7 protein-coding genes are annotated in these 4,766 nt (G+C 67.3%); 2 read left to right on the top strand and 5 right to left on the bottom strand.

The features are described from left to right. Positions 1–39: 39 nt before the first annotated feature. Positions 40–531 carry an Lrp/AsnC family transcriptional regulator gene (locus tag HUK84_RS10780; protein ID WP_176640299.1) on the bottom strand — a complete coding sequence of 164 codons (492 nt, stop codon included), beginning with the start codon at positions 529–531 and terminating at the stop codon, positions 40–42. Positions 532–667: 136 nt separating this feature from the next. Here HUK84_RS10780 and trxB point away from each other — a divergent pair, with 136 nt between their 5' ends. Then, a complete protein-coding gene (trxB, locus tag HUK84_RS10775; protein ID WP_176640298.1) occupies positions 668–1,621 on the top strand; it encodes a thioredoxin-disulfide reductase in 954 nt (317 codons plus the stop codon). A 214-nt stretch (positions 1,622–1,835) separates the two neighbouring features. After that, positions 1,836–2,735 carry a LysR family transcriptional regulator gene (locus HUK84_RS10770; RefSeq protein ID WP_176640297.1) on the top strand — a complete coding sequence of 300 codons (900 nt, stop codon included), beginning with the start codon at positions 1,836–1,838 and terminating at the stop codon, positions 2,733–2,735. Between the two features lie 72 nt (positions 2,736–2,807). On the opposite strand, the gene HUK84_RS10765 is transcribed toward HUK84_RS10770, so the two are convergent. The 4 genes from HUK84_RS10765 to sppA all read right to left on the bottom strand — a co-directional run bounded on the left by HUK84_RS10765 (position 2,808) and on the right by sppA (position 4,764). After that, the gene (locus HUK84_RS10765) at positions 2,808–3,029 is read right to left on the bottom strand and encodes a hypothetical protein (protein ID WP_176640296.1); all 222 of its coding nucleotides are present in this window, start codon (positions 3,027–3,029) and stop codon (positions 2,808–2,810) included. A gap of 125 nt (positions 3,030–3,154) precedes the next feature. After that, positions 3,155–3,451, bottom strand: coding sequence for a hypothetical protein (locus HUK84_RS10760; RefSeq protein WP_176640295.1), 297 nt, complete (start codon positions 3,449–3,451; stop codon positions 3,155–3,157). Between the two features lie 206 nt (positions 3,452–3,657). Beyond that, positions 3,658–3,957, bottom strand: coding sequence for an integration host factor subunit beta (gene ihfB, locus HUK84_RS10755; protein WP_176640294.1), 300 nt, complete (start codon positions 3,955–3,957; stop codon positions 3,658–3,660). 21 nt (positions 3,958–3,978) lie between these two features. Next, the gene (gene sppA / locus HUK84_RS10750) at positions 3,979–4,764 is read right to left on the bottom strand and encodes a signal peptide peptidase SppA (protein WP_246285610.1); all 786 of its coding nucleotides are present in this window, start codon (positions 4,762–4,764) and stop codon (positions 3,979–3,981) included. Between the last annotated feature and the right edge of the window lie 2 nt (positions 4,765–4,766).

The raw sequence follows: 4,766 nt of genomic DNA, 5'->3' as shown, positions 1-4,766 counted from the left end.
CCGGACGCGCACCCGAAAGAGCCGCCGACAGCGCCACGGTCATGACGGCAGGACGTGCGCCGGCAGAACGGGCACGCCCGCGCGGCTCAGCGCGGTGCGGATGGTCTGCAGGGTCTGCACCCGGCTGACATGCGGGCATTCCGTCAGGCGCCGCGTCAACTGGTTCTCATGCGCCGCGTCGCGCGCCACCAGCCGCACCAGGAAATCGCCCCCGCCGCGGATCATGTGGCATTCCCGCACCTCGGGCCATTCCGCCACCTGGTGCTCGAAGGCGCTCAGCACGCTCTCCTTCTGGCTGTCCAGCCCGATCAGCGCGAACAGCGTGATCGTCCACCCCAGGGACGCGGCATCCGTATCGGCATGATAGCCGCGAATCAGCCCCTCCTCCTCCAGCCGCCGCACCCGCCGCAGACAGGGCGGGGCGGAAATCCCCACCCGGCGCGCCAGTTCCACGTTGGTCATGCGCCCGTCTGCCTGGAGTTCGGCTACGATCCGACGGTCAATCGCATCGAGGTCCATCACTTCGGTCATATCCGTCTCAAATATTGATGGCGCACGATATGGCATGCGCCCCGCGCCGAAAAGGGCGCGCCCCACCGTTCCGCCTTGTGTCCGGCGCATCGGGCGGCCATATCCTCTGCATCCAGCACACAGCAATGCCGAGCCCATGACCCAGACCCATGCCACCGACCTGCTCGTGATCGGTGCCGGCCCCGCCGGCTACACCGCCGCCATCTATGCCGCGCGCGCCAATCTCAAACCCATCCTGGTCGCCGGACTGCAGCCGGGCGGCCAGTTGATGATCACGACGGACGTCGAGAATTATCCCGGCTTCGCCCATGGCATCCAGGGCCCCGAACTCATGGAGCAGATGGCCGCCCAGGCCGCCCATGTCGGCACGCGCATCATCCACGACATCATCACCGAATGCGCGTTCGCGGGGCGCGGCGGCGCCGCCGAACCCTTCCGGCTGGTCGGCGATTCCGGCGATATCTACCTGGCCCGCGCGGTCATCATCGCCACCGGGGCCCAGGCCAAGTGGCTGGGCATCCCCGGCGAGTCCCAGTACCAGGGCGCGGGCGTCTCGGCCTGCGCCACCTGCGACGGGTTCTTCTATCGCGGTCGCACGGTCGCGGTGATCGGCGGCGGCAACACCGCGGTGGAAGAGGCGCTGTACCTGACCCACCATGCCGAGCACGTCACCCTGATCCACCGCCGCGACAGCCTGCGCGCCGAAAAGATCCTGCAGGACCGCCTGTTCGCCAACCCCAAGGTCACGGTGAAATGGAACTGCACGGTCGATGAAATCGTCGCCACCGGCACCCCGCCCGTGGTCACCGGCGTCAATCTGCGCAACACCGCGTCGGGCGAGAACGAACATTTGCCCGTCGACGGCGTCTTCGTCGCCATCGGCCACGCCCCGAACACCGCCATCTTCCGGGGCCAGGTCGAAACCGACGACGAGGGCTATATCGTCACCAACCCGGGCGGCACCCGCACCTCGGTCCCCGGCATCTTCGCCGCCGGCGACGTCCAGGACAAGATCTACCGCCAGGCGGTCACCGCGGCGGGCACCGGCTGCATGGCGGCGCTCGAGGCCGAACGCTACCTAGTGTCCTGATTCCGAAATTCGCAAGCGAATTTCGAAATCGAAAGGACACGAGAATCAAATTTTAGTGGCCTGCTGATCCGAGAAATTCTCATAAGAATTTCTCGGGCAGGACACTGGCGGGCATGACCCCATAAAATCTTGACCGCCCCCGGTTGTTCCGCCAACCATTGCACTGATTTGACAACGGCTTTCGCCTGGCCGCAGACAGAATCGGAATCGTGCGTTGGACTGGGACAAACTCCGTATTTTCCATGCGGTGGCCGAAGCCGGATCGTTCACACATGCGGGTGACGTGCTGAATCTCAGCCAGTCGGCCGTCTCCCGCCAGATCTCGGCGCTCGAGGAAGCGCTCCAGGTCCCCCTCTTCCATCGCCACGCCCGCGGCCTGATCCTGACCGAACAGGGCGAAACCCTCAACCAGACGGTGCGCGACGTCTTCGCCAAGCTGGCGATGACCCAGTCCCTGCTGACCGAAAGCAAGGAAAAGGCGGCCGGAAGGCTGCGCGTGACCACCACCACCGGGTTCGGCACGTGCTGGCTGACCCCGCGCCTCCACCGCTTCATGGAGGCCAACCCCGACATCACCCTCACCCTGATCCTGGACGACAACGACCTGGATCTGGGCATGCGCCAGGCCGACGTCGCGGTGCGCATGCACCCGCCCCGCCAGCCGGACCTGGTACAGCGCCACCTAGCGGATTTCCCGCTGCCGGTCTACGCCGCCCCCTCCTACCTCCAGGAACACGGCACCCCCGCCACGCTGGACGACCTGGCGTCGCATAAGCTGGTGATGTTCGGCGGCTATCACCCGCCCGTCCCGCACATCAACTGGCTGGCCGAAGCCGGCGTGCCGTCGGACGAGAAGCGCCCCGCCCGGCTCGAGGTCAACAGCCTGCCCGCCATGGCCTCCGCCATCGCCTCGGGCGTCGGCATCGGCTCGATCCCGCTCTACGCGGCCGCCGCGCATCCGCACCTGGTCCGCATCCTGCCCGACGTGACGCTCCCCACGGTCGACGCCTATTTCGTCTACCCCGAGGAACTGCGCACCTCCAAGCGCGTGGCCGTCTTCCGCGACTTCCTGCTGGCCGAAATCAACAACCGCGCCCAAGGCGCCATCACGTAAAGCGCGCCATCGCGCCGACGATCCGGCCCCGAGCAGGTCGCGCCGCCGGGGCTGGATCGCGACCGATCCGCCCTATAGCGGCTTGTGCGCCCGATCCATCAGCCGCCGCCACGCGCCGCGCATCTTGTCCGCAATCGGGCTGGACTTTACCAGGACCGGCATCTCCGCCATGCGACGCTCGTCCTTCTCGGCCTTCCAGCGCTCGACGCTCATGCCGGCCTTGGCCGCCCGGCGCGCCTCATAGGCCCGCTTGCCGGCCCCGCTATCCTGCCCCTGGCTACCCCGATCGGCCATCGCCCGTCCCTTTCCACAAAACGCGCTACCCCCGATCCGCACGGCGCGATCCGGGCACCACGGTCCCATATCCGACATGCGCCCCGAAAGCGAGGGACGGCACGACGCACGAAACGGAACGGGACTCAGCTCCGCCGATGGGCGGTGCGCCGCAACTGGCAGCGGCGGGACATGTCGCGATAATACATCGCCTGCCCGATCGGCGCGAAATAGCGACGCCGGCCGATCGCACGCAGCTTATGGCCATGGGTGGCGATCACCGCGTCATGCGACGCGCACAGATGCGCCGCCAGGCCGGTCCGATGATGATGGGCATGGACACGATGCGGCACACGCGCCCACCCTGCCCCGCAAGCGCCCAGCGTCACGGCGAAACCCACCAGAAAACCGGAGATTACCTGCCGCACCCTGCGCCCCTTCATGGCTCGCCTATTCCATAGAGAAGGACTCATAGCAGCAGCAATCGGAACATATCAAGAACAGAGCATCTGGCACACGTCAGGCGCATATCGGCCATCACCTGTGGCCGAACCACCTCGGAATCCACCCGCTTCGATGCTCGGATACACACCCCGGACGCGGTCCGTCCCGCCCGTTCCCACGCGCCGACACCCACGTCCCGGAACGCTCAGCCGGCGCCCTCCGCAGGGCCGCGATTCACGCGCTCGCGCAATTCCTTGCCGGCCTTGAAGAACGGCACGACCTTCTCATCCACCGACACCATCTCGCCGGTCCGGGGGTTGCGCCCGGTGCGGGCATCGCGCTTCTTGACGGTGAACGCGCCGAAACCGCGCAGCTCCACCCGATCGCCGCGCGCCAACGCGGCGCTGATCTCGTTGAAGATCGTCTGCACGATCAGTTCCACGTCACGGCTGAGCAAATGCGGATTCGCCGCAGCCAGCTCGGCGATCAGCTCCGATTTGGTCATCCCGCACCTCCCGAATGCACGTCAAGGTTTCCAGATCGCAACAGCCCCGTCAAGCGCAACACCTTGCGAAACCACGCTTCCTGCCCACTCGTCCCCCAGGATGACGCGCAGCATTCCATGCATCAGCCGCAATCTCCAGTCGCGCGGCCCGGCCACTTTCAGCTCCTCGACCGGGACCGTCGGCGGCAGGTGCAGCCGGCTCGCCAGCCACGCCTTGGCTTCCCGCTCGCCGCCGATCTGGTCGATCAGCCCCAACGCCAGCGCCTGCCGCCCGGTATAGGGCCTGCCATCGGCCAGCGCACGCACCCTCTCGACCGGCATATGGCGCCCCTGCGCCACCATCGTGACGAACTGGTCGAACAGATCCGCCACCAATCCCTGCAGCATCTGCCGCCCCTCGGGCGACAAAGGCTGCACGGCCGACGGCTGCCCCTTCATCGGTCCCGAGACGAGCTGGTCCACCTTCACCCCCACCTTGTCCAGCAGGGACGACACGTCCGGCGCCTCCATGATCACCCCGATCGACCCGGTCAGGGTCGATCGCGTGGCGAACAGCCGCTGCGCCGGCACCGAGATCATATAGCCGGCCGAGGCCGCCGTCCCGCCCATCGCCACCGCCACCGGCTTGCGCGCGGCAAAACGGGCCACCGCGTCATGCAGCGCCTCGCCGCCGCTGACCGCGCCGCCCGGGCTGTCAACATCCAGGATCATCCCGCGCACGGCCCGATTCTCCGCCGCCTTGTCGATCAGGGCGACCTGCCTGCTCACGTCAGATCCGATCACGCCGGTCACCCGCACCCGCACCAGGT

It is taken from the genome of Nguyenibacter vanlangensis (genome assembly GCF_013376155.1).
Taxonomy (GTDB): Bacteria; Pseudomonadota; Alphaproteobacteria; order Acetobacterales; family Acetobacteraceae; genus Gluconacetobacter; species Gluconacetobacter vanlangensis.
The sequence above is the reverse complement of the archived record's forward strand: the minus strand, read 5'-3'. Positions and strand labels throughout refer to the sequence as shown.

Excerpts from the sequence above, each read along its gene's own strand:
- HUK84_RS10780 (WP_176640299.1), bottom strand. The coding sequence starts at position 531 with ATGACCGAAGTGATGGACCTCGATGCGATTGACCGTCGGATCGTAGCC.
- HUK84_RS10765 (WP_176640296.1), bottom strand. The coding sequence starts at position 3,029 with ATGGCCGATCGGGGTAGCCAGGGGCAGGATAGCGGGGCCGGCAAGCGG.
- trxB (WP_176640298.1), top strand. The coding sequence starts at position 668 with ATGACCCAGACCCATGCCACCGACCTGCTCGTGATCGGTGCCGGCCCC.
- HUK84_RS10760 (WP_176640295.1), bottom strand. The coding sequence starts at position 3,451 with ATGAAGGGGCGCAGGGTGCGGCAGGTAATCTCCGGTTTTCTGGTGGGT.
- ihfB (WP_176640294.1), bottom strand. The coding sequence starts at position 3,957 with ATGACCAAATCGGAGCTGATCGCCGAGCTGGCTGCGGCGAATCCGCAT.